The organism is Ancylobacter rudongensis (assembly GCF_900100155.1).
Classification (GTDB): Bacteria; Pseudomonadota; Alphaproteobacteria; order Rhizobiales; family Xanthobacteraceae; genus Ancylobacter; species Ancylobacter rudongensis.
This window is the reverse complement of the sequence record NZ_FMTP01000001.1, coordinates 610,185-632,886: the sequence shown is the minus strand read 5'-3', so window position 1 is coordinate 632,886 and position 22,702 is coordinate 610,185. Positions and strand designations below refer to the sequence as shown.

Genomic DNA, 22,702 nt, shown 5'->3' with positions numbered 1-22,702 from the left:
CCGATTGCGGCCTGCCCGCACTGGCTTATATAGGTGTGGTGGCCGCCGGGCGAAAGCAACGAGCGCGATCTGCCTTCCAGCAGGCACGTGTGGCGGTTATGGTTGGTATGATGCTGATCCGTGGCAGGTATTGGCACGTAGGACGAGTTTGACCGGAACGCATCGGCGCCCGGCAGTGAATGCGTCGAACGGAGTTCGTCATGGATGCCGTGCTTAAATCGCTGATGCGCAGCGCCCAGAGCGAGATGGAGGCGTCCGCCGCGCGCCGCCCCAGCCGCGAGGAGGCGGAGGCCGCCGTTCGCACGCTGATCGCCTGGGCCGGCGACGATCCCGAGCGCGAGGGCCTGCTCGATACGCCCAAGCGGGTCGTGCGCGCCTATGAGGAACTGTACAGCGGCTACCGCGCGGCGCCGGAATCGATTCTCGACCGCACCTTCGGCGAGATCGGCAATTTCGACGACATGGTGATGGTGCGCGACATCGAGTTCCATTCCCATTGCGAGCACCACATGGTGCCCTTCGTCGGCAAGGCGCACATCGCCTATTTCCCGGTCGAGCGCGTGGTGGGCCTGTCGAAGATCGCCCGCATCGTCGACATCTTCGCCCGCCGCCTGCAGACGCAGGAGCACCTCACCTCGCAGATCATCACCGCGATGGACGAGATCCTGAAGCCGCGCGGCGTCGCCATATTGATCGAGGCCGAGCACATGTGCATGGCCATGCGCGGCGTGCGCAAGCAGGGCGCGTCCACCGTCACCACCCAGTTCACCGGCGTGTTCCGCGACGACCCGCAGGAGCAGGTTCGCTTCATGAGCCTGCTGCGCGGCATGCGTCCGTGAGCGCGCGTCTGCGCAGGCTCAAGTGACCGACATTTCCTTCGCCCCCCGCGGCAGCAAGGCGGAGATCGAGGAGGGCGAGCGCCTCTCCCCGAAATTCGACGCCGATGGCCTCGTCACCGCCGTGACCGTCGACGCCGATGACGGCACCGTGCTGATGGTCGCGCATATGGACGCGCAGGCGCTGGCGCTGACGATCGAGACCGGCATCGCCCATTACTACAGCCGCTCGCGCCGCCGTCTGTGGAAGAAGGGCGAGGAAAGCGGCCATCTGCAGACTCTGGTCGAACTGCGGGTCGATTGCGACCAGGACGCGGTGGTGCTGCGGGTGCGGATGCCGCCGCTCGGCCCCGACGTGCCGGGCGCCGCCTGCCACACCGGGCACCGCTCCTGCTTCTTCCGCTCGGTGCCGCTCGGCGCCGCGCCGTCGCCGGAACTGCGGCTCTCGGTAAACGATGCCGGCCGGCTGTTCGACCCCGCCAAGGTCTATGGCGTGCCGAAGAAGACCGACACGCCCCGCTTCTAGAACCGACTCCGGCACCCTCAAGCCATCTCCCCGGCCGGCTGACCGGGCCGGGATGGCATCGTCCGCCCGTCATCCCGGCCGGCGGCGAAGCCGTGGAGCCGGGATCGTTCCCCGTCCTGCCCACGATCCCGGAGCGGCCTGCGGCCGTCCGGGATGAGGCACTGACACCGCCGCACTCACGCCGAGAGGATGTACTCCCGCATGGCGTGGCTCTCCCGCTCCATTTCGGCAAGGCGCTGCTTCACCACGTCGCCGATGGAGATGATGCCGATCAGCTTGCCGCCCTGCACAACAGGCAGATGGCGGAACCGCCCGGCGGTCATGTGCTCCATGATCTGGTGGACGGTCTCGTTGCCCTCGCAGGTGACGACCCGCGAGGTCATCACCGAGGCGACCGTGTCGTCGAAGCGGCCCGGCCCATCCAGCCCGACCACACGCACAACGTCGCGCTCCGATAGGATGCCGACCACCCGGCGCTCGGGGTCCGTCACCACGATGGCGCCGATACGCTTGGCGGCGAGAAGCTCCGTCGCTTCGCGCAGCGTCGCCTCTGGGGCGATCGTCTGAACGTCGAAGCCCTTTTCCTCAAGAATGGTCCGAACCGTCATGCAAGCCTCCTTCCCGGCTGTCCGGGCGGACGGAGCGCTGCGCGGTCCGCCACCCGTTCATTCGGCTTCTTCCCGCTGCGCGGGCGAGCCATGTCGGGAATGATCCGCTTTAACCTTGCGGCAGGCAAGGGGCGCCGCGCCAATCAGTTCGGCGGCTTCAGTGCCGCGTGGCGCGGGAGTAGGGATCGCCGCCCGGCCAGCGCCGGATTGGGTCGAACAGCGGAAAGGCCAGCAGGCCGGCGAGGAAGCCGCCCATATGCGCCTGCCAGGCGATGCTGCCATCGACGATACCGGCCGGCTCGCCGAGACCGAAGGCGAGGTTGATGACGAACCACACGGCGACGAAGCCGATCACCCGCCGGTCGCGCAGCACCTCCATCAGCGGTGGCGCCGGCACGTGCACCGCGTTCTCCATCAGGCCCGGCCGCCAGGCGCCCCGGCCTTCCTGAGCGAACATGAAGCGCAGCGCGGCCGCCATGCAGCCCGACACGGCCGCCGAGGCGCCGATCATCGGCACCAGCTCGCCCTCATGGGTCACAAGATGCAGCGCCGCCCCCGCCGCCGCCGTGACGGCGAAGAACAGCAGGAAGCGCAGCACGCCGAAGCGGCGCGCCACCGGCGTGCCGAAAGCGAGCATCCACAGGAGGTTCAGGCCGACATGGGCCCAGCCGCCATGCAGGAAGGCATAGGTGACGAAGGTCCATATATCCGCTGCCATTCCGCCCGGTAGCACGCCCTCGGCCAGCACCGAGGGGTCGAAGCGCGCGGGAATGAAGGCGAACAGCGCCAGGATCTCGACCCCGGTCTCCAGGTCCACCCAGTCGCGGATGAGCTGGATGAGCAGCATCACCGCCGCCAGCACGGTGATCACCGGCGGCACGTTGAGGATGGGTTCGCGTCTGTGGGCGGCAAGGCGGGGCGGTTCGAGCACGACGATCACATAGGCCGGCACAGGCCCGGCGGCAAGGCATCTTGCCGTGAGCGCCCAAGCGCCGTGTGCACCCCATGCCTTGCCAGGGGCTTAAGCGGCGTGATGAACAGTTTGCCTATTGCCGTGGTTAACGCCACTAAAAAACCTATTAATATTCCCTCTCCAGCGTTGTTGCGAATCTTCGGCATCGCTTAGACGGGTATAAAACCCTCTGCGCTAAGCTCTCATCCAGTGACAGGGATGAGGTACGCGATGAAAAAGAGGCTCGAACGGGCCCTTCTCGCGGCGGGCCAGGCGATTGTTGCGGCAACCGTTGCGGCGGTGCTGACGCACGCCGCGCCCGCCCAGGCGGAAAAGACGGTGGCGATGCTCTCCAGCTTCGCCGCCAACATGGCGGCCGGCGCGCACACCACCGTGCCGATGGGCTATTTCCAGTTCTGTGCCGAGCACCCCGCCGATTGCGGACCGCGCGCCGGGAGCGGCGGCAAGGTGGCGCTGACCGAGGCCAATTACGCCCAGCTGCGCGAGGTCAATGACGCGATCAACGGCCGCATCCAGCCGATGACCGATGTCGAACATTATGGCGAAATCGAACGCTGGACCTATCCCGACGACGGGTTCGGCGATTGCGAGGACTATGTGCTGCTCAAGCGGCGCACGCTGGTGGCGCTCGGCTGGCCGGGGGATACGCTGCTCGTCACCGTGGTGCGCGACCACAAGGGCGACGGCCATGCCGTCCTCACCGTCGTCACCGACCGCGGCGACCTCGTGCTCGACAACCAGGAAGCCGCCATCCTGCTGTGGCATGAGACCGGCTACCGCTTCGTCAAGCGCCAGGCCCAGCATGACACCGACAGCTGGGTCTCGCTCGGCGACGTGCTGGCGCCGCTCTCGGTCGGGCGGAACTAGGTTTCGCCCCCGACCTCGGAACGACGCGGCATCAGCGCCTCCCATTCCTTTCGCAGGATGGCGTATTGCATCGTGTTCTCGAAAACCGGCGCGCCTTTATCATCCTGTCGGAAGGAGATGAACTCCTTGAACAGCCCCTCCTGGCGCATGCCCAACCTTTCGCACAGGCGCCGCGAGGCGGCGTTGTCTTCCTCGACATAGGCAAAGAGGCGGCGGGCCTGCTTCACCGTGAACAGGTGGTCGAACAGTGCCCGCGCCGCCTCGGTGGCATAGCCCGCGCCGCCGAAATCGCCATTGAAGTTCCAGCCGACGGAATAGGTATCGGGTGGCTCCGGCATGGCGAACACGTCGCCGATCACCCGGCCGGTCGCAGCGAGGCAGACGGCGATATACTCGTCGCTGGTCGCGCGCGTCGTCGCCTCGGCCTCCGCCGCCGCGAGATCGTCCAGCCTGAGCGAGAGATAGCAGCTGGCGCCCGGTTCCCGCAGATAGGCCAGCAGGTCGGGCGCATCCTCGGGGCGGAAATTCCGCAGGATCAACCGCTCGGTTCGGATCGGCTCCATCAGCGTCTCCAGCTGCGCGTCCCCGCGGATCGCTCCCCAGATCTGACAGGAGATGATGGTCGAAACGGGGGGGCCTGCCGCCCTCCTCAGTCGATCCGGCGCAGACCCTCGGCGAAGCGCCGCCAGTTGCGCACATAATGCGCGGCAGTGCCGTGGATGCGCTTTTCCATCGCCTCGTCGAGGGTGCGGATCACTTTGCCCGGCGCGCCGACGATGAGGCAGTTGTCGGGATATTCCTTGCCCTCGGTGATCAGCGCGCCGGCGCCGACCAGGCAGTTACGGCCGATCTTGGCGCCGTTCAGCAGGGTGGCGCCCATGCCGATCAGGCTGTTGGCGCCGATCGTGCAGCCATGCAGCATCGCCTTGTGGCCGATGGTGCAGTCGTCGCCGATGGTCATGGGAAAACCGGGATCGGTGTGCAGCACGCACAGTTCCTGGATGTTCACCCGGGCGCCGAGCGTGATCCGCTCATTGTCGCCGCGGATGACCGAGCCGAACCACACGCTCGCCTCGTCGCCGACCAGCACATTGCCGATCACCTCGGCGGTGGGCGCGATCCACCAGCGGCCGAGCGCCGGCAGGTCCGGCGCCACCCCGTCGAGTGCGTAGACGGGCATCGCCCTCAGTCCTCGAGATCGGTGTCGAGAATGGCCATCTGGAAATTATAGGAAAGCTCGCCGTCTTCCTTATCCTCGAACAGGACGCCGATGAACTCGTCGCCGAGATAGACCTCGGCCGAATCCTTCTTCTTCGGCCGCGCGACGACGCGCAACTGGGTGTTGGTGAACAGGCGCCGCATATAGGTCTGGACGCGTTCCAGGTCCTTCTTTTCCAAGTCCGTGCTCCCAAGGGGGTTGATCGGGCGGCAGGCTTGCCACGACGCGCCGGCCGGCGCAACCGGCGCCGGCACAATCGGCTGTTCACACACTAAGGCTCAGATCGCCTCGCCGAGGAAGGAGGGCATATCCGAGAACTGGTCGAACATCTGGTCCATGCTGCGCGAGGGCTCAGCACAGCCGGCCTCGCCGACCACCTTGGCCGGCACCCCGGCCACGGTGGTGCGGGCGGGCACGGGCTTCAGCACTACCGAGCCGGCGGCGACGCGGGCGCAATGGCCGACCTCGATATTGCCCAGCACCTTGGCGCCGGCGCCCAGCAGCACGCCGTGGCGGATCTTCGGGTGGCGGTCGCCATGCTCCTTGCCGGTGCCGCCGAGCGTGACGCCCTGCAGCACGGAGACATTGTCCTCGATCACGGCCGTCTCGCCGACGACGATGCCGGTGGCATGGTCGAAGAAGATGCCGCGCCCGAACGGCGCCGCCGGGTTGATGTCGACCTGGTTCACCGCCGAGGAGCGGCTTTGCAGGTAAAGCGCGAAATCGGTGCGGCCGTTCTTCCACAGCCAATGCGCCAGACGATGGGTCTGGATGGCGTGGAAGCCCTTGAAATAGAGCAGAGGCTGGATCGCCCGGTCGGTCGCCGGGTCGCGGTCGAGCACGGCGACGATATCGGCACGGATGGCGACACCAAGGCCGGGATCGTCGGCCACCGCCTCCTCGAAGGCCTGGCGGATGATGTCCGCCGGCACGTCGCCATGGTCGAGCCGCTGGGCGATGCGATGCGCAACCGCCCGCTCCAGCGTGGTGTGATAGAGGACGGTCGAATAGACGAAGCTGGCGAGCGCCGGCTCGCGCTGGGTGATCGTCTCCGCTTCGGCGCGGATGCGCGCCCAGACCGGGTCGACCTTGTCGAGCGCACGCGGCACCTCGGCGCGCTGAAGAGAATTCACAGCCATTTTTCTACCCTCGCCGTTCGCCCGTGGGCGCCGGCCAGATGTCCCGAGTTGTCCCAAGCCTAACACAAGCGCCCGCGCCGGAATACGCCGCCGGGATTGCACGAATGCATGATCGAGCCCCCCCGCCGCCGGCCCATCGCCGTTGAATCGAAAGCTGAGCCGGCGCCGATTCTCTTTGCCAACAACGCCCGCCAAGCGATTCCGTTGACTCAGCTTTCCGGCCTTCTTGAATCAAACTGGCAAGAAGGCCAGCCGGCCCCCCCGCACCTCGCCCCCTGCCCGCCTCAGCGCGGCTCGGCAAGGAAGGCCAGCACCGCCTCCTTGAACACCTTGTCGCCGACGGCACGCATATGGTCGCGGTCGGGAATGTCGATCGCCCGCGCATCCGGGATCAGTTCGGCGAGCGGCCCAGGCGCCCCGGCCACCTCGTCGCGCGTGCCCACCGCGATCAGCGTCGGAACGCTGATCCGCGCCACCTCCTCACGGCTCAGCGTGCGGCGGGAGCCGATGATGCAGGCGGCCAGCGCCTCGCGGTCGCTTTTGGTCTGGTCGGCGAAGGCGCGGAACATCCGCCCCATCGGGTCGGTCACCTCGTCGAGGCTGGGGGCGCGCAGGGCGTCGGCAATGGTGATCGGCAGGCCGGCGCCGGCGATCAGATGGATGCCGATGCCGCCGAGAATAAGCGTGCGCACCCGCTCCGGCGCGGTCAGCGTCGCACAGGCACTGATCCGCCCGCCCATGGAATAGCCCATCAGATCGACCCGCGTCAGCCCAAGATGGTCGATGAGCGCCAGCACGTCGCGGGCCATCAGCCAGGGGTCGTAGAGTTCGCTCTGATAGAGCTTGGCGGAGGCGCCATGGCCGCGATTGTCGAGGGCGACCACCCGCCGCCCCGCCCCGGTCAGCGTCGAGACCCAGCCTGGCCCGACCCAGTTGATCTCCTTGGTCGAGCCGAAGCCGTGCACGAGCACGATAGGCTCGCCCTCTCCCTCGTCGAGATAGGCGATGTTGATTCCGTCATGGCTGAAGCTCGGCATAAGGCGCTCCTTGCGGGAAGCGGCACGCTAATCAGGCGAGGCCGCGCTGCCAACCCGCGCCCGGCGGTTCAGCCCGGCTTCTTCAACGCCTTGTCGTTGCGGCAGCGCGACAGCGGCAGGATGCTGCCGGAATAGATGCGGGTGATGTTCATTTCTGCCTTGTCGGTGTCGACGCTCAGGCACGCGCAGCCATAGCCATAGCCGTTCGGCTGCAGCTTCACATATTGCTTGGCGTCGAAGTCAGGGGCGTTGTCGAAGCCTTCCGCCTCCATGCCGCCCTGCGAGCGCATCCACCAGTCGCCATCGCGGTCGGAGAGATACCAGTTGCCCGGCGTCGGGTTCACATACCAGCCGCAGCGATTCTCCGCCGCGCCGGCCGGCAGGGCGACGAGCAACAGCGCGGCGAAGGAGAGCAATGTCAGCAGGGCACGGCGCATCATCGCCTCCTCAAAGGCTCACCCCGGCAGAAGCAACGGCCGGCGCCGCCTTATCTTCCACATCGGGCGAAGCATCGCCACCACCATCGCATTGAACGAGGCAATGAGGCCGAACAGGTTCAGCACGCCCGCCATCACCCAGAAGGCGAGCTTGGCCATCGCCTCGGTGACGAACAGCGCGCCACGCCCCAGCGTCTTGAAGATCGCCAGCGTCTTGCCGCCCTTGGCCTGCGCCAGCGCGCTCAGCCGCGCCGCGCCCGCCGCATCGTCGACATGGCGCAGCCCGGCGAAGGTGGCGCGCGTGCCCGCCTTGCTGCCGGCGGTGCCGAGATCGCCGACCAGCGCGGCGAGCTGCGCCTTCGAGCCGCCGCGCAGCGCTGCCGTGATGTTGCCAGCGAAGCGCCCGCCGACCACGCCGGCCCGTCGCGCGCCCTTCAGCACGGAAATGCCGGCGCGGAAGGTCAGCGGCGCGCCGAAAGCGGCATAGGTCGCTCCGGTCGCCACGATGCCGATGCCGGCGAGGTTGACCATGAAGTGGTCCACCGGCTCGCCGCGTGCCCAGTTCGCCGCCTGGCGGCCGAGATCGCGCACATCGCCCCACACGGTGAGATCGCCGGCGGTCGCCCCGGCGAGGCCGGCGAGGTCCTCGCCCTGCCCGGTCAGGAAGCCATGGCCGAAGCTGCCGGCGCCGCGCGCGAAACTGGCGCCCGGCGCATTGGCGAGCGCGACGCGGGCCCGGCGCTCCGCCGTCACGGGCACGCCGCGCGCGTCCGCAAGTTCGATGAAGCTCGCCGCCAGTTCACCGTCATTTTCCTCCAGCGCTGCGTCGATCTCCACCGCGGTGCGCTCGGGCGTCAGCACCCCGTCGAGCTGGAGATCGGCGAGCCGCGCCGCATCGTCCTGCGCGCTCACCAGCGCAAAGGCGTGCCGCCCCGCCGGCACCACCCAATGGGCAGCACCAGCGAAGGCGAGGAGAAAGCCGGCAGCGGCGAAAAAACGGTACATGGCGTTGATATGGGGATCACGCGGCGCGATTTCCCCTTTTGCCCCGCCATTGTGGCGACGCGATGGGGCGCGCGCGGCTCGGGTGGCGCATCCGCCCCCTTGGACCGCGGCGCGCCAGCGGCTATGGTCGCGCCGATTTCAACACCAGCGCGGACAGGCGAACATCATGGCGGGCCACGTCGTTCCCCACTTCCACAATTCGGCCGGAGTGGCGAAGATCGCCATCGGGGCACGGGAATTCATGTGCGTGGGCGCGCTGCCGCCCTATGACCACCCGCATGTGTTCCTCGACATGGGCTCGGATGACGAGATCATCTGCCCCTATTGCTCGACCCTCTACACCTTCGATTCCCACCTGCACGGCACCGAATCGACCCCGCCGGGCGCGCTGTTCGAGATTCCGGCCGCCGCCTGAGCGCGGCCTTGCCCGCCCGCTCCCTTGCCATCGCCGGCGCCGGCATTGGCGGCCTCACCGCCGCCCTTGCCCTGGCGAAGGCGGGCATTGCCGTCACGCTGTTGGAGCGCGCCCCCGCGCTTGAGGAAGCGGGCGCCGGGGTTCAACTCGCGGCCAATGCCACGCGCTGCCTGAAGGCACTCGGCGTCTATGAGCGCGTCGCCGCACAGGCGGTGTTCCCCGATGCCTTTGCCGTGCTCGACGGGCGACGCGGCACACGGCTCGCCGGCGGCCCGATGGGCGCGGCCGCCGAGGCACGCTTCGGCGGGCCCTTCCTCGTCATCCACCGCGCCGACCTGCAATCGGCCCTGCTCGCGGCCGTGCGCGATGTGCCCACCATCGAGCTTAAGCTCGGCCATGCGCTGGAGAGCTTCACCCAGGACGGCGCCGGCGTCTGCCTGAAGCTCCGCCACGCTGGCGGCGAGGAAGCGCTGGCGGCCGAGGCGCTGATCGGCGCCGATGGCTTGCGCTCCGTGGTGCGCGGCGAGCTGCATCCCGGCGCCCGCCCCTCCTTCCGCCACCGCGCCGCCTGGCGCGCCACCGTGCCGGTGGAGGCGCTGCCCGCCCGCCTCACCGACACGGTGACGCGGCTCTGGCTCGGCCCCGGCGCTCATCTCGTCACCTACCCCGTGAAAGCTGGCCGGGCGATCAATCTCGTCGCCGTCACCCCGGACGAGCGCGAGGTGCATGGCTGGAGCGAGGCCGGCGGCCGCGACGAGCTTCTGGCGCATTATCGTGGCTGGTGTCCCGACGCCCGCGCCCTGCTCGACGCGCCGGAGCGCTGGCTGCGCTGGGCGCTGTTCGATCTCGACCCGCTCACCAACTGGGGCACCGGCGCGGTGACGCTGCTCGGCGATGCCGCCCATGCCATGCCGCCCTTCCTCGCCCAGGGCGCGGCGCAGGCGATAGAGGACGCGGTGGTCCTCGCCGCCGAACTAGCGGATGCGCCCGACATCCCCGCCGCGCTGCGCCGCTACGAGGCCGCGCGCGCCCCCCGCACCGCCCGCGTCCAGCGCGCGGCGCGCGGCATGGACCGCATCTACCATCTCGGCGGCCCGGCCCGCCTCGCCCGCGATTTCGTCATGCGCGCCCAGTCCGAGAGCGCGGTGCTGGAGCGCTATCGCTGGATCTATGACTGGCGTCCCTGAGCCGGCGTCCCGGTGGAGACGCATCGCATTTTCTCATGGAGACCATAAAGACATCTCGTTTTCCGATCGAAGCCAGCCCGCCTAGGGTGCGCATCAATGAGAATGGAGATCCGCGATGCCGCCCGCATCGAAGGCGAGCCCGGCGATTTCGGCGGCTATTGCCTCCACGCCCCGCACCTTTTTGCCGCTGCCGCTGCTGGTGGGGCTGTTCTGCGTGCTGTGGTCGTCCGCCTTTGCCGCCTCCAAGATGGCGCTGGCCGATTGCCCGCCGCTGATGCTGCTATCGGTGCGCCTGCTTCTGGCGGGCTCGATCATGCTGGCCCTCGCCCCGCTGTGGGACAGCGGCGCGCGCCGCCGCGACCTGCCGCCGATCCGCCGCCGCGACATCGTCGCGCTTATCGGCATCGGCATCCTAAACAACGCAGTCTATCTCGGGCTGAACTGGACCGCGCTCACCTTCACTTCCTCAGCCTATACGGCAGTGCTCACCAGCTGCCTGCCGCTGCTGGTGGCGCTGGGCGCCGGGCCGCTGCTGGGCGAGAAGATGAGCCTGGGAAAATGGACCGGCATTGCGCTTGGCCTGATCGGCGTCGTCATCGTGCTGCGTTCGCGCCTTGCCGGCGCGCATGAGACGCTGGCCGGCACGCTGCTCATCGCCGGTGGCGTCTCCGCTCTCGCCGCCGGAACGCTGGCCTTTAAATATCTCACGCCGCGCGGCGGCATATGGAGCGGCAATGCCGTGCAGTGCCTGGCGGGCGGGATCGCCCTCATTCCCGTGGCGCTGGCCACCGAGAGCACCGGCGACATCCACCTCACCGCCAATCTTTTCGGCGGCCTCGCCTTTCTGGTGATCGGCGTTTCCATAGGCGGCTATGGGCTGTGGTTCTACCTGCTCACCCGCGCCTCGGCGACGGCGGCTTCCAGCCTGCACTTCCTCATGCCGCCGCTCGGCCTGCTCTTCGGCTGGCTGCTGCTGGGCGAGGTGGTGCCACCGCTCGACATTCTCGGCATCGTCCCGATCGCACTCGGCATCTGGCTGGTGACGCGCCCGGCAAAGGCGGCGGGATAGCCCCCTCGGACGACATCAGGGCCGAAGCGCAGCGGAGAGCCGGGATCGTCATCCGATATCGGCCCGCGATCCCGGATCGGCCTGCGGTCGTCCGGGACGACGCTGTCTCAGCGACGCACCCTCAGGCCGCCGCCGACACCGCCTGCAGCGCCCTGATCAGCGTGTAGGAGCGTTTCTTCGCCGCCATGTCGGGGATCGCGGTGGCGATCATCAGCTCGTCCGCCAGCGTGGTGTCGAGAAAGCGCTCCAGCCCCTGCGCCACCTTGTCCGGACCGCCAACCAGCACCTTGTCGCGGTTGCGGCGGATAAAGGCACGGTCCGCCTCGGTGTAGGGATAGGCGGCCGCCTCGTCGGCGGTGGGGATCGGGCCGTAATGGCCACGGGCCCGCCGCAGATGGGCGAGATCGACGCTGCCGGCGAGATACTCCGCCTCCTCGTCGGTCGGCGCGCACACCACCGCCAGAGCGAGAATGGCGTGGGGTGTTGCAAGGCGCTCCGAGGGCTGGAAGCCCGCGCGGTAGCTCAGCATCGCGTCGAGCACGTCATGCTGGGCGAAATGATGGGCATAGGCATAGCCGACCCCGATCTGCGCCGCGAGCCGGGCGCTGTAGCCCGACGAGCCGAGCAGCAAGATCGGCGGCAGCTTCACGTCCACCGGCATCACCTGGATCGTGCGGTAGGGATGGTCGGCCGGCCACTGGCCGCTGTCCCACAGCATCAGCTCCTTCAGCCGATCTAGGAAATCATCGCCGGGATCGACATCCTGCCGGCGGCGCAGAGCGTGGGAGGTGAGCTGGTCGGTGCCGGGCGCCCGGCCCAGGCCGAGATCGACCCGGTCGGAATAGAGCGCCTCCAGCACCTTGAAGCGCTCGGCCACCATCAGCGGGGCGTGGTTCGGCAGCATCACCCCGCCGGAGCCGACGCGGATGCGCTCGGTCGCCGCCAGTATCTGCCCGGCCATGATATCCGGCGCGCCGGAAGCGACGGAGGCAAGATTATGATGCTCGGCGACCCAGAAGCGGTCGAAGCCGAGGCCGTCGACATGGCGGGCAAGGTCGAGCGTGCCGCGCAGCGCCTCCGGGCCGCTGCTGCCGGAGGCGACGAAGGAGAGGTCGAGAACGGAAAGGGGGGTGTGTGCAAGACGGGTCATAGAGGTCAGGTGGGTATCCCTCGCGCGGCTGCCAAGGAGTATCCTTCATGTCATCATGGCGGCAACGCCGCGCCGGACGCTCGCCGGGGCGGAGCCGGATGGGTTGCTCAGCGCCACCCGCCGGGAGCGCAACCCGCCTGCATGCGTCAGCATCCCTCTCTCCAGATCTGGTTGCACCTGTTGGTATCCGAGGTTACACTTCTCATGGCGCCGGTTACTCCCGGCGGTAGCTCCAGCCGGGACAGCGAGGAAATCGCACCATGTCGCAGACCACCATTGGCGTGAAGATCGACGATGCGTTGCGGGCCCGCCTCAAGGCCGCCGCCGAGCGCGAGGGCTGCACCGCGCACGCCCTCGTCAAGAGCGCGCTCACGGCGGCCGTCGAGCGCACCGAGCGCGGCCTCGGCGCTGTTCTGCAGATTGAGGAAGCCGCAGCGCCCGAAGCCAGCCGGGGCAGCCTGCCATCAGACAGCCCGTTCCTGCCCTTCGCCTCGCAGATCCAGCCCCAGAGCGTGCTGCGCGCCCGCATCACCTCTGCCTATCGGGTGCCCGAGACTGAGGCGGTGCCGGTTCTGCTCGGTCCCGCCGCCCTGCCTGCGCCGAAAGCCGAGGCCGCCCGTGCGCGGGCCCGGGCGCTGGTGGAGGCCTTGCGCGAGAAGGGCCAGAAGGGGCCGGTGGAAGGCCTGATCCACGAATATTCGCTCTCCAGCCAGGAAGGTGTGGCGCTGATGTGCCTCGCCGAGGCGCTGCTGCGCATTCCCGACCGCGCCACCCGTGACGCGCTGATCCGCGACAAGATCGGCCATGGCGACTGGCAGGCCCATGTCGGCCACAGCCCTTCGCTCTTCGTCAACGCCGCCACCTGGGGGCTGGTGCTCACCGGCAAGCTCACCACCACATCGAGTGAGACCGGCCTGACGGGCGCTCTCACTAGACTCATCGGGCGCGGCGGCGAGCCGCTGATCCGGCGCGGCGTCGACGTCGCCATGCGGATGATGGGCGAGCAGTTCGTCACCGGCCAGACCATCTCGGAGGCGCTGGCCAATTCGCGCCGGATGGAAGCGAAGGGTTTCCGCTATTCCTTTGACATGCTTGGCGAAGCCGCCACCACGGAGGCGGACGCCCAGCGCTACTACGCCGACTACGAGCAGGCGATCCATGCCATCGGTAAGGCCTCGGCGGGGCGCGGCATCTATGAGGGACCGGGCATCTCGATCAAGCTCTCGGCCCTGCATCCACGCTACAGCCGCGCGCAATATGCGCGTGTTATGAATGAGTTGCTGCCGCGTGTTGCAGCGCTGGCGAAGCTCGCCCGACACTATGACATCGGGCTCAATATCGACGCCGAGGAAGCCGACCGGCTGGAAATCTCGCTCGACCTGCTTGAATCACTTTGTTTCGATGAGTCTCTAAGTGGCTGGAATGGAATTGGTTTCGTCATTCAGGCCTATCAGAAGCGCTGCCCCTATGTGGTCGATTTCCTGATCGACCTCGCCCGCCGCTCCGGCCACCGGCTGATGGTTCGGCTGGTGAAGGGCGCCTATTGGGACAGCGAGATCAAGCGCGCGCAGGTGGACGGGCTGGAGGGCTTTCCCGTCTATACGCGCAAGGTTCACACCGACGTCGCCTATCTCGCCTGCGCCCGCAAGCTGCTGGTGGCCCCCGACGCGGTGTTTCCGCAATTCGCCACCCATAACGCGCAAACCCTTGCCACCGTTATGGAAATGGCGGGAGCCAACTACTATGCCGGGCAGTATGAGTTCCAGTGCCTGCACGGCATGGGCGAGCCGCTTTACGAGGAAGTGGTCGGGCGCGAGAAGCTCGGCCGGCCCTGCCGCATCTATGCGCCGGTCGGCACTCACGAGACGCTGCTGGCCTATCTCGTCCGCCGCCTGCTGGAGAACGGCGCCAACACCTCCTTCGTCAACCGCATCGCCGACCCCAACGTCCCGCTGGACGAACTGACGGAGAGCCCGGTAGAGGCCGCCCAGCGCATCGAGCCGGTGGGGGCGCCGCACCCCGGCATCGCCGCCCCGGCCGAGCTTTTCGGCGCCGAGCGGCGCAATTCGGCCGGGCTTGACCTGTCCAACGAACAGCGCCTTGCCTCACTCGCCGCTGCGCTGCTTTCCGGCAGCACCGCCCCGCTGGCGGCCTGCCCTCTGCTGGCCGAACCCCTCGCCCTGGAAGGAACACCCCGGCCGGTGCTCAATCCCGCCGACCATCGCGACCAGGTCGGCACCGTGGTGGAAGCGACGCCCGAGATCGTCGCCCGCGCCATGGAGTTCGCCCACGCCGCCGCGCCGATCTGGCAATCGACGCCTCCGGCCGAGCGCGCCGCCTGCCTGTTCCGCGCCGCCGAGCTGATGGAAGCGCGCATGCCGGCGCTGATCGGCATCATCGTGCGCGAAGCCGGCAAGTCCTATCCGAACGCCATCGGCGAGGTCCGCGAGGCGGTGGACTTCCTGCGCTATTACGGCGCGCAGGTGCGTGACGGTTTTTCCGGTGACACCCACCGCCCGCTGGGTCCGGTCGTCTGCATCAGCCCGTGGAACTTCCCGCTCGCCATCTTCGCCGGCCAGGTCAGCGCCGCACTGGCGGCCGGCAATGTCGTGCTGGCCAAGCCGGCCGAGGAGACCCCGCTCATCGCCTTTGCGGCGGTGGAAATCCTGCGCGAGGCCGGCGTGCCAGCCGGCGCGGTGCAACTCATTCCCGGCGCCGGTGAGGTGGGGGCGGCGCTGGTGGGTGACACCCGCACGCCCGGCGTCATGTTCACCGGCTCCACCGAGGTCGCCCGCCTCATCCAGCGCCAGCTCGCCGGCCGGCTCAGCCCGGAAGGAAGCGTCATCCCGCTGATTGCCGAAACCGGCGGGCAGAACGCGATGATCGTCGATTCCTCGGCGCTGGCCGAGCAGGTGGTGGCCGATGTGCTGTCCTCCGCCTTCGATTCCGCCGGCCAGCGCTGCTCGGCGCTGCGCGTTCTCTGCCTGCAAGAGGATGTGGCCGAGCGCATTCTGGACATGCTGAATGGCGCACTGAATGAACTCGCCGTCGGCAATCCGGTGCATCTGTCGACCGATATTGGCCCGGTCATTTCGGCCGAGGCGAAGGCCGGTATAGAGGCGCATATCGAGCGGCTGCGCCAGGCCGGCTGCCGGGTCGCGCAGCGTGCACTCGGGGACGAGGCGCGCCACGGCACCTTCGTGCCGCCGACGCTGATCGAGATTGACGGCATCGGCGCGCTTACCCGCGAGGTGTTCGGCCCGGTGCTGCATGTGGTGCGCTATTCCCGCGACGAACTTGATCGCCTGATCGACGCCATTAACGCCACCGGCTACGGCCTCACCTTCGGCCTGCACACCCGCATCGACGAGACCATTGCGCGCGTTGGTACCCGCATCGGGGCCGGCAATGTCTATGTCAACCGCAACATCATCGGCGCTGTGGTCGGGGTGCAGCCCTTTGGCGGGCATGGTCTTTCCGGCACCGGGCCGAAGGCCGGCGGCCCACTCTATCTCGGCCGCCTGCTGGCACGCCGCCCCGCCGCCCTGCTGCCCCCCCGCGAGGCCCCCGCCCCTGCCCGGCTCTGGGTGGACTTCCAGTCCGATACCGGGACAAGGGCGCTCTGCGGTGCGGCACTCGACGCCTCGCCCTTCGGCCAAACGGCGGAACTGCCCGGCCCGGTGGGCGAGCGCAATCTCTATGCGCTCTCTCCACGCGGCACCGTCCTCTGTTTGGCCGCGACCGAGAAGGGGCTCGCCGTGCAGATCGCCTCGGCGCTCGCCACGGGCAATAGGGTGCTGCTGGAGGGCTCGCAGATGCCGGCGCTTCCGAGCGGTCTTGAAGACTGGGTGAACCTCACCGCCAGCCACGACGAAGCCGCATTCGACGCCGTGCTGTTCGAGGGCGATGGCGACGCTCTTCGCCAGCTCAACGAGGCGATCGCCGCCCGCGAAGGGCCGATCGTGCTGGTCCACGGCCTCGCGCCCGACGACATCGCGCGCGGCGAGACATACCCGCTGGACCTGCTGATGTTGGAGCGCTCGACCAGCACCAACACCGCCGCTGCCGGCGGCAATGCCAGCCTGATGACGCTGGGCTGAGGCGGCGCAAAGGGCCGGGCGCCCGACGCGCCCGCCCCTTCTCGCTCAGTTGTGGTTGAAGCCGGCCGCCTCGTCGTCCGTCAGCGGGTGGGTGACCGGGTGCTTGGCGAAGAAATCCAGCGCGCGGCGGAAATCGTCGAGCAGCAGGCTGGCGAGATCGCGGCTCACGCCGTGGCGGACCAGAATGCGCTGGATGACGAGGTCCTGGCGGTTGGCCGGCATGGAATAGGCCGGCACCTGCCAGCCGCGCGAGCGCAGCCGGTCGGCAAGGTCATAAAGCGTGTAGCCGCCGAAGCCCTTGTCGTCCTTCAGCTTCCAGCACAGCGCCGGAATGCCCTCGTGCCGGTTGCCGTCATAGAGCATCTCGAACGGCCCGAGCGCGGCGATCTCCCGGGCGAGATATTCCGCCGTGTCGTAGCAGGCGTTCTGGATCTTGGCGTAGCCCTCCCGACCGAGCCGGACGAAATTATAGTACTGCGCGATGATCTGCCCGCCCGGACGCGAGAAATTGAGGGCGAAGGTCGGCATGTCGCCGCCGAGATAATTCACGTCGAAGACGAGTTCCGGCGGCAGGTCGCTCGCCTCACGCCAGATCACCCAGCCCACGCCAAGCGGTGCGAGGCCGAACTTATGGCCGGATGTATTGATCGACTTTACCCGTGGCAGGCGGAAGTCCCATTCGATGTCGGGCGCGCAGAAGGGCGCCAGGAATCCACCTGAAGCGCCATCAACATGGATGGGGATGTCGAGCCCGGTCTCGGCCTGCAGCTTGTCCAGCGCGTCGCTCACCGCCTTCACCGGCTCATATTGGCAGGTGAAGGTGACGCCAAGCGTCGGCACCACGCCGATCGTGTTCTCGTCGGCGCGCGCGAGCACCTCCTCCGGCGTCATGATCAGCCGGTCGCCCTCCAGCGGAATCTCGCGCAGCTCGACGTCGAAATAACGGGCGAATTTGTGCCAGCATATCTGCACGGGCCCACAGATCAGGTTCGGCTTGTCGGCCGGCTTGCCTTCCTTGGCGCGGCGCTTGCGCCACTGCCATTTCAACGCGAGCCCACCCAGCATCGCGGCTTCGGAAGAGCCGACGGTGGAGCAGCCCAGCGTGCTGGCCGCATTGGGCGCGTTCCACAGATCCGCGAGCATCCGCACGCAGCGCGCCTCGATTTCCGCGGTCTGCGGATATTCGTCCTTGTCGATCATGTTCTTGTCGATCGACAGGTCCATCAGGTCGCGGATCTCCTCGTCGACCCAGGTCTGGCAGAAGGTGGCGAGGTTCTGGCGCGAATTGCCGTCCAGCATCAATTCGTCGCGCACCGCCGCAAAAACGTGGCGCGGCTCCCTCTCCGCTTGCGGAAAGACGGATTTAGGCAGCATCCCCATCAGGTCCGACGAGCCGTAAAGGTCGTCAAGAAGGTCGCTGCGCAGGTCGGGGCGGGGATCGGGGCTGGACGTTTCTGACGTCAAGACGGGCGTCCTTTCACGAGAGGGAGGCAGGGAGAGTGGGAGGAGACAGCCACGGCAAGCGAACGTTCCCGGGCATCTCTCATCCGCTGATGTGCCGACATGTTGCCGGAGAAAATGGATGGTCGCGGCAGCAGCCCATGCCCGGAGGGTAGCGACATAGGCACCTTGAGATCAAGCAAGCCGCGCTGTCGTGCCCCCAATCTGTGGTCCCTCACCGCCCCGTCAGTCCGGCGGGGACGTCGGAGGACGTCATCGCGCCGAGCACGAAGGCGAGGTTGGCAGCCGCCACCAGCGCGGCGGCATGGGCGTCGGATTGCGCCAGCCGGGCGGTGATCAGGCCGCTATCGGCGGTGGTGGCGGCGGTGATGTCGCCGACGCCACTCTTATAGGCATCGAGGGCCGCGTCATAGGTGACGGCGGCGGCGCTGGCGAGGGCGGTGGCGGCACGGTAGGAAGCCAGCGCCGAGCGCAGAGTATCGGCGCTGATGACGATCTCCCGGGCGGCGGCGTCGCGCGTCTTCTCGAAGGTGGCTTCGCTCGCGGCGGCCAGTGACTCGGCGTTCTTCAGCTGCGCCGCGCGCAGCCCGCCATCATAGAGCGGCAGGGTCACGCCGAGCAGCACGCCGGAGGCGGAGGCCTGCTGGCCGATGGTCGGCAGGCCGGTCGCGCTGAAGCTGGCGTCCCCACCGGCCGCTACCGCGCCGAGGAAGACCTTCGGCATGAACTCGGCCTGCGCCGCGCCGATGGCGGAGCGGCTCGCCTTCAAGGCGGAGAAGCTGGCGAGCACATCCGGCCGGCGGGCAAGAGCGGCCTTGATCATCTCCTCGGTCGGCGCGCCAACGCTCTCGGGCAGCGCCCGCCGACCCGCCTCGCGGATGGTGATCTGGGTCATTGGGGACACCCCCATGGCACCCAGCAGCATTTGATAGGCGTCGCGCTCGGCGCCCTGCGCCTGCACCAGGCCAAACTGCGCCTGCGCCACAAGCTGCCGCGCCTGCGCCACCTCCACGGTGGTACCCCGTCCCTCGTTATTGCGCGCCTGCGCCGCGGCGTCGATCTTGCGCGCGTTGGCGGCGTTCTGCTCGGCGATCCGAACCCGGCTGCGCGCGGCGCTGTAAAGGAAGTAGCTGCGCGTCACATCGTAGATGATCTTCTGATGCGCGCCGTTGAACAGGATGTTGGCGGCGGTAGCGTTATGGCGCGCGGTTTTGTGCAGCGCGTCGCGCTGGCCGAAGTCGAACAGCAGCCATTGCAGTGCCACCTGCGGCGACACGCCCTCAACCCTGTTCGACACCTGGTTGGTGCTGCCGACCGTCAGGGGCAGCGAAGCGGAGACATCTTGCCAGCCGCCGATCACATTGGCGGAGATGAAGGGCAGATAGGTGGCCTCCACCATGCCGGTCGCCAGCGCCGCCTGCCGCGCCTGCTGCCAGGCGAGGCGGGTGAGCGGGTTCTGCGTCTGGGCGATGTCGATAAGTTCCGGCAGGCCATAGGGGCGCCGCGGGTCGATGCCCGGCGTCGCCTGCATCTGCGCCACTTCCGGGTCGGCCGGCACGGTGAATTGCTTCGCCGAAGACGCCGCTGTCGGCATCGGCTCGCCCTCCGCCGATGCTGACGAGGCCGCTGCATCCGGCGCCCAGGGTTGCGACGGGTCCTGCGGTGCCGTCTTCAGGGCGTTGGTCGCACAGCCGGAAAGGAGGGCGCCCACCAGCAGCAGGAAGAGCGGTCCGGTTCGACCGAGGGGGAACGAGCGGTTGGCTTCCATGCCCTACCCCGCCGCCAGAGCGGCGATGCGCTCGGTCCGCCGGGCGAGAGCATCGCTTTGATCATCGCCGGGCATTGGAATGGCGTCCGGCTGCGACCGCCCTTCGTCGCGACGGTCGACCTGCGCCGCCGCCTCGGCCAAGCGCCGCGCGGTTTCGGCCGGCACGCTCTCGGCGAACATCAGCGGCGGCAGCACCGCGCCGGCTTCCTCCACCAGCCGGCGCAGGCGCCGGACATGCCCCTCCGGCGGGCGCTGGTGGCGAGGTTCGAAAGCCAGCAGTGCCAACGCCTCGCGCGCCCTAGCGAGCTCGGTCTCCACCAGAGCCGCGTCATGGACCGCCTGCGCACGCACCGCTCGATCGAGCGTGGCCAGACGCGCCAGTGCGGCTAACGCCTTGGCCAGTCTTTCACGCACATCGGCGACCGCGCTCTTCGGCCAAATCTGGGTGAAGACGAGATAAACGACGAGATTCCCGAGCAAAATCCCGACCACGCGGTCGCGGGCGGAGTCCATGTCGGTGCTCGGGCCGAAGCCGTCGAGGATGGTGAGCAGGAAGGCGAGGCCGATCTGGACGCCGCCATAGGAGATGCGCTCGCTGCCCGACGCCACCCAAGCCGCGACCAGGACGCCTGAAAACACAAGCGCCATCAGCCCGCCAACCGATTGAAGATGCGGGATAATATACAGGATCGAGCCAAGGCCGAGCATCGCGCCGATGAGGCAACCGGTGATGCGCAGCGCCAGCTTGTGCACCGTCTCGCCCGTCGTGCCGAGCGCGGCGACGTAGCAGGTTACCATCGCGGTATGGATTCCTTGCCAGTCGATCAGCGAATAGATCAGGTAGCAGGAAATCGCCGCCGCCGTGGTCTTCAGCGCGTAGCGCTGGTGGTCGGTATTGGTGAAGGCATCGGGCGCGAGAAAGGGCGGCTTGGCTGCGCCCAAGGCACTGCCGCCATTGTCTTTTTCCAGATCCGCCAGCGCCTGCCTGATGGCGCCGGGCGCGCCCTCGGCGGTGCCGGCAGCGCTGTCCGGCATCGGTTGGCCGCCGCGGCGAAGGGTTGCGGCCATCGCCCGGCAACGCTGCGCCGACACCGAGTCGGTGAGGCCGGCCGGCAGCGCCGCCACCGCCAGCATCAACCGATAAGTCGTTGCCGCTGCACCGGAAATCCAGCTGATCTCGCGGCTTGGCGCGGTGTGGAACAGGCGCGCCAGCTGCACCTGCTTGCCGCTCGCCTCCAGCCCCTCCTCCAGCGCGGCGTGCAAGGCATGGCGCCCCCTGCCGGACAGAGCGAGCGCCGCCGCTTCGAGGCGCTCCACCAGCGTTTCGCGCAGCAGGCGATGGGGCGAGGTGCCGAGCACCATCGAGAAAATCGCCAGCATTACCATAGGCATAACCGCCATCTGCCAGGCATAGAGCAGGCCGCGGGTGACGATTTCGCCGGCAGGCACCTGGTCGACAAGGGTCAGCACGAAGGCGATGACGAGGGCGATGATGGCGCCGATCTCGCCCAGCTGGGACGCCGAACTGAGGTAGAGAAAGGCGAAGGAGCTCGCCGCAATCACCGCGATGCGCAGCAGCGGCTGCTCCGCCGTGAGCTGGATGATCGGTGCGATGAGGAGGACGATCAGACTGATGAGGACGATCAGACCGAGCGCCTGACCGACATTCTCCGCCCCGTTGGGACGCATCAGGAAAATGATCAGGTAGCAGCTGATCGCCGATTCCGGTACTTTGTAGAGCATCGCCGTACCGCAAACCAGCGCGCATAGCAGGGCGATCCGCCAGGTCATGGCGAAGCGGCCCGGCGCGGGCTGCAGGTCCGCCCAGGCCGCGCGGAGGATCCCGCCCCAGGGGCTCTCAGCAGTCCGTGTCATGGTGCACGGTCGCAGTGGCGGAGGCGCCGATGCGCATCAGCTCGGCGGGAGGGTCGAGCAGGCGGATGCGGACGGGAAAGCGCTGCGCCACCCGCACCCAGTCGAGGCTCTTGGGCACGATCGGCATCTTGCGCGGCAGGGTGATCTGCTCGGTCGACTGCACGCCCCAGCCAATGCCCTCCACCCGGCCGCGAATCTTCACCTCCCGGTTGGCCAGCGTGTAGACGGTGGCGCAGCTGCCGACGCGGATGCCGGCCAGCTCCGTCTCGACAAAGGCGGCGGAGGCGAACCAGGCGCCAGTGTCGATCAGCACGAAGATCGACTGGCCGGGCAGCACATATTCGCCCAGCGCCGTCTCCAGCCCCACCACCCGGCCCTCGAAGGGCGCCATGACCTGCGTGTCGGCCAGCGCGCGCTCGGCGATCGCCAGCGCCGCGCGCCGCGCCTCCACCAGCGCCACCGCCGCCGCCGTGTCGCTTACCAGCACGAGGGCGGCCGCCTCCTGCTGGAGCGCCTGCCGCAGGCTCACCTCGGCATCGCGCTTGGCGGTGGCGGCGTCGTCCACCTGCTGGGCGCTGACATAGCCCTTGGGGCGCAGCGCCTCCAACCGGGTGAGGGTCTGGGTGGCGAGGGCGAGGTTCTGCCGCGCCCGCGTCACCTGTTCCTGGGCGATGACGGCATTGGCCCGCTCGGCAGTGACGGCGCGCTGCTTGTCAGCCAGCGCCGCCTCGGCGAGGGCGAGATCGGCCCGCGCCTGCGCCACCTGCAATTCGTAAGTGGCGGGGTCGAGGGCGAACAGCAGCTCGCCCTTCGCCACCGCCTGGTTCTCGCGCACCGCGATGCTGACGATCCGGCCGGGCACCGAGGCGGAAATGGCGGTGACGTCAGCCGTCAGCTCCGCGTCCTGCGAGAGCGGGTTCAGCGCGGCATCGCGCAGATAATGCCAGCCGAGCAACACCGCCGCCGCCACGGCGAGCAGGCTGACCAGCAGGCCGAGCGGGCGGGAGGGGTGATGCGCGTCTTCCGCCAT

The 22,702-nt window shown here is 68.4% G+C and carries 21 protein-coding genes; 7 read left to right on the top strand and 14 right to left on the bottom strand.

Annotation, left to right across the window (positions count from 1 at the left end):
- Nucleotides 1-200: 200 nt before the first annotated feature.
- Nucleotides 201-839, top strand: a complete 639-nt coding sequence (gene folE / locus BLO63_RS02870; RefSeq protein ID WP_091436563.1) for a GTP cyclohydrolase I FolE — start codon at nucleotides 201-203, stop codon at nucleotides 837-839.
- A gap of 22 nt (nucleotides 840-861) precedes the next feature.
- On the top strand, nucleotides 862-1,362 hold the full coding sequence (gene hisI / locus BLO63_RS02865; protein ID WP_091436562.1) for a phosphoribosyl-AMP cyclohydrolase: 501 nt from the start codon (nucleotides 862-864) through the stop codon (nucleotides 1,360-1,362).
- Between the two features lie 176 nt (nucleotides 1,363-1,538).
- Here the strand turns inward: hisI and BLO63_RS02860 are convergent, their stop codons facing one another.
- Both BLO63_RS02860 and BLO63_RS02855 read right to left on the bottom strand, forming a co-directional pair.
- Nucleotides 1,539-1,970, bottom strand: a complete 432-nt coding sequence (locus BLO63_RS02860; RefSeq protein ID WP_091436560.1) for a CBS domain-containing protein — start codon at nucleotides 1,968-1,970, stop codon at nucleotides 1,539-1,541.
- 157 nt (nucleotides 1,971-2,127) lie between these two features.
- Complete coding sequence (locus BLO63_RS02855) at nucleotides 2,128-2,901, bottom strand: rhomboid family intramembrane serine protease (protein ID WP_244517568.1); 774 nt, start codon at nucleotides 2,899-2,901, stop codon at nucleotides 2,128-2,130.
- Between the two features lie 252 nt (nucleotides 2,902-3,153).
- Between BLO63_RS02855 and BLO63_RS02850 the strand changes: the two genes are divergently transcribed.
- Nucleotides 3,154-3,810 (top strand): transglutaminase-like cysteine peptidase, encoded by a 657-nt coding sequence (locus tag BLO63_RS02850; RefSeq protein ID WP_091436557.1) that lies wholly within the window; start codon nucleotides 3,154-3,156, stop codon nucleotides 3,808-3,810.
- Here the strand turns inward: BLO63_RS02850 and BLO63_RS02845 are convergent.
- From BLO63_RS02845 to BLO63_RS02815, 7 genes are all read right to left on the bottom strand, one after another.
- Nucleotides 3,807-4,373: a GNAT family N-acetyltransferase gene (locus BLO63_RS02845; RefSeq protein WP_091436556.1), complete on the bottom strand. Its 567-nt coding sequence runs from the start codon at nucleotides 4,371-4,373 to the stop codon at nucleotides 3,807-3,809. The genes BLO63_RS02850 and BLO63_RS02845 overlap by 4 nt on opposite strands.
- Before the next feature lie 86 nt (nucleotides 4,374-4,459).
- Nucleotides 4,460-4,990, bottom strand: coding sequence for a gamma carbonic anhydrase family protein (locus BLO63_RS02840; protein WP_091436554.1), 531 nt, complete (start codon nucleotides 4,988-4,990; stop codon nucleotides 4,460-4,462).
- Nucleotides 4,991-4,995: 5 nt separating this feature from the next.
- A complete protein-coding gene (locus BLO63_RS02835) occupies nucleotides 4,996-5,208 on the bottom strand; it encodes a DUF3126 family protein (protein WP_018391302.1) in 213 nt (70 codons plus the stop codon).
- A 99-nt stretch (nucleotides 5,209-5,307) separates the two neighbouring features.
- Nucleotides 5,308-6,168 carry a serine O-acetyltransferase gene (gene cysE / locus BLO63_RS02830; RefSeq protein ID WP_018391303.1) on the bottom strand — a complete coding sequence of 287 codons (861 nt, stop codon included), beginning with the start codon at nucleotides 6,166-6,168 and terminating at the stop codon, nucleotides 5,308-5,310.
- A 284-nt stretch (nucleotides 6,169-6,452) separates the two neighbouring features.
- Nucleotides 6,453-7,205 carry an alpha/beta fold hydrolase gene (locus BLO63_RS02825; protein ID WP_091436552.1) on the bottom strand — a complete coding sequence of 251 codons (753 nt, stop codon included), beginning with the start codon at nucleotides 7,203-7,205 and terminating at the stop codon, nucleotides 6,453-6,455.
- Between the two features lie 68 nt (nucleotides 7,206-7,273).
- Nucleotides 7,274-7,645, bottom strand: coding sequence for a DUF4087 domain-containing protein (locus tag BLO63_RS02820; RefSeq protein ID WP_091436550.1), 372 nt, complete (start codon nucleotides 7,643-7,645; stop codon nucleotides 7,274-7,276).
- A gap of 15 nt (nucleotides 7,646-7,660) precedes the next feature.
- Nucleotides 7,661-8,647: a hypothetical protein gene (locus BLO63_RS02815; protein ID WP_091436548.1), complete on the bottom strand. Its 987-nt coding sequence runs from the start codon at nucleotides 8,645-8,647 to the stop codon at nucleotides 7,661-7,663.
- 166 nt (nucleotides 8,648-8,813) lie between these two features.
- Between BLO63_RS02815 and BLO63_RS02810 the strand changes: the two genes are divergently transcribed.
- The 3 genes from BLO63_RS02810 to BLO63_RS02800 all read left to right on the top strand — a co-directional run bounded on the left by BLO63_RS02810 (nucleotide 8,814) and on the right by BLO63_RS02800 (nucleotide 11,318).
- The gene (locus tag BLO63_RS02810; protein ID WP_018391307.1) at nucleotides 8,814-9,062 is read left to right on the top strand and encodes a zinc-finger domain-containing protein; all 249 of its coding nucleotides are present in this window, start codon (nucleotides 8,814-8,816) and stop codon (nucleotides 9,060-9,062) included.
- An 8-nt stretch (nucleotides 9,063-9,070) separates the two neighbouring features.
- On the top strand, nucleotides 9,071-10,249 hold the full coding sequence (locus BLO63_RS02805; protein ID WP_091436547.1) for an FAD-dependent monooxygenase: 1,179 nt from the start codon (nucleotides 9,071-9,073) through the stop codon (nucleotides 10,247-10,249).
- 115 nt (nucleotides 10,250-10,364) lie between these two features.
- Complete coding sequence (locus tag BLO63_RS02800) at nucleotides 10,365-11,318, top strand: DMT family transporter (protein ID WP_244517567.1); 954 nt, start codon at nucleotides 10,365-10,367, stop codon at nucleotides 11,316-11,318.
- A gap of 121 nt (nucleotides 11,319-11,439) precedes the next feature.
- On the opposite strand, the gene BLO63_RS02795 is transcribed toward BLO63_RS02800, so the two are convergent.
- A complete protein-coding gene (locus BLO63_RS02795) occupies nucleotides 11,440-12,468 on the bottom strand; it encodes an LLM class flavin-dependent oxidoreductase (RefSeq protein ID WP_091436545.1) in 1,029 nt (342 codons plus the stop codon).
- A 260-nt stretch (nucleotides 12,469-12,728) separates the two neighbouring features.
- Between BLO63_RS02795 and putA the strand changes: the two genes are divergently transcribed.
- Nucleotides 12,729-16,568 carry a trifunctional transcriptional regulator/proline dehydrogenase/L-glutamate gamma-semialdehyde dehydrogenase gene (gene putA, locus BLO63_RS02790; protein ID WP_091436543.1) on the top strand — a complete coding sequence of 1,280 codons (3,840 nt, stop codon included), beginning with the start codon at nucleotides 12,729-12,731 and terminating at the stop codon, nucleotides 16,566-16,568.
- Between the two features lie 45 nt (nucleotides 16,569-16,613).
- Here the strand turns inward: putA and gad are convergent, their stop codons facing one another.
- The 4 genes from gad to mdtN all read right to left on the bottom strand — a co-directional run bounded on the left by gad (nucleotide 16,614) and on the right by mdtN (nucleotide 22,702).
- Entirely contained in the window at nucleotides 16,614-18,032 is a 1,419-nt protein-coding gene (gene gad / locus BLO63_RS02785; RefSeq protein WP_483073321.1) for a glutamate decarboxylase, read from the bottom strand.
- Between the two features lie 211 nt (nucleotides 18,033-18,243).
- Nucleotides 18,244-19,797, bottom strand: a complete 1,554-nt coding sequence (locus tag BLO63_RS02780) for a TolC family protein (RefSeq protein WP_244517565.1) — start codon at nucleotides 19,795-19,797, stop codon at nucleotides 18,244-18,246.
- A 3-nt stretch (nucleotides 19,798-19,800) separates the two neighbouring features.
- Nucleotides 19,801-21,672 (bottom strand): FUSC family protein, encoded by a 1,872-nt coding sequence (locus tag BLO63_RS02775; protein WP_091436539.1) that lies wholly within the window; start codon nucleotides 21,670-21,672, stop codon nucleotides 19,801-19,803.
- Nucleotides 21,656-22,702 carry a multidrug transporter subunit MdtN gene (gene mdtN / locus BLO63_RS02770; protein ID WP_091436537.1) on the bottom strand — a complete coding sequence of 349 codons (1,047 nt, stop codon included), beginning with the start codon at nucleotides 22,700-22,702 and terminating at the stop codon, nucleotides 21,656-21,658. Before mdtN ends, BLO63_RS02775 begins: the two co-directional genes overlap by 17 nt.